Annotated in this window: 1 protein-coding gene; it reads right to left on the bottom strand. The window is 60.4% G+C overall.

The annotated features are described in order from the left end of the window. Positions 1-67: 67 nt before the first annotated feature. Positions 68-546: transposase (locus ACX3OZ_RS20915; RefSeq protein ID WP_459105519.1), on the bottom strand; the 479-nt coding region annotated here is incomplete at its 5' end.

Genomic DNA, 546 nt, shown 5'->3' on the forward strand with positions numbered 1-546 from the left:
GAGGCTGTGTGAGAACTCGTAGCGCCTTATCGAGCCGGATACCGGCGATGGCGTGAGGTGTTTCCTCTCACCCCTTCATCGCCTTGAGGGTGGTGTCGACACCGGCGACTGCAATGGCTCGCTTGATGTTATAGGCCAGGATGGCCAGGCTGGCTTCGGTGGTGACGTTTTTCAGGCCTCGCGTTCGGAAGTGGGTGGCACCCATCCATCCCTTGATCGTCCCAAAGACGTGCTCGACGGTACAGCGCCTGATTGCCATGGCGTCAGGCATAGCCTCGAGCCTTTGCTCCATGGCATCGAGCACCGCCTCATGCTCCCAGCGGCGGATGCGCTTCTCTTTACCTGCCGTACAGCGATCGCGCGATGAGCAAGCACCGCAAGCCTTCTGGTTGAAGTAGACGTTGATGAGCTTGCCGGCCTCAACCGTGGCGTGGCGCCTCTGGAGTTGCTCGCCGACGGGACAACGATAAGTATCGGTATCGGGCTGATAGATGAACGCAGGTTTGCCCCACAGGCCACGGGCCTGAGCGGGAGAGGTGTTGGGTT

This window comes from Devosia sp. A369, from assembly GCF_054489345.1.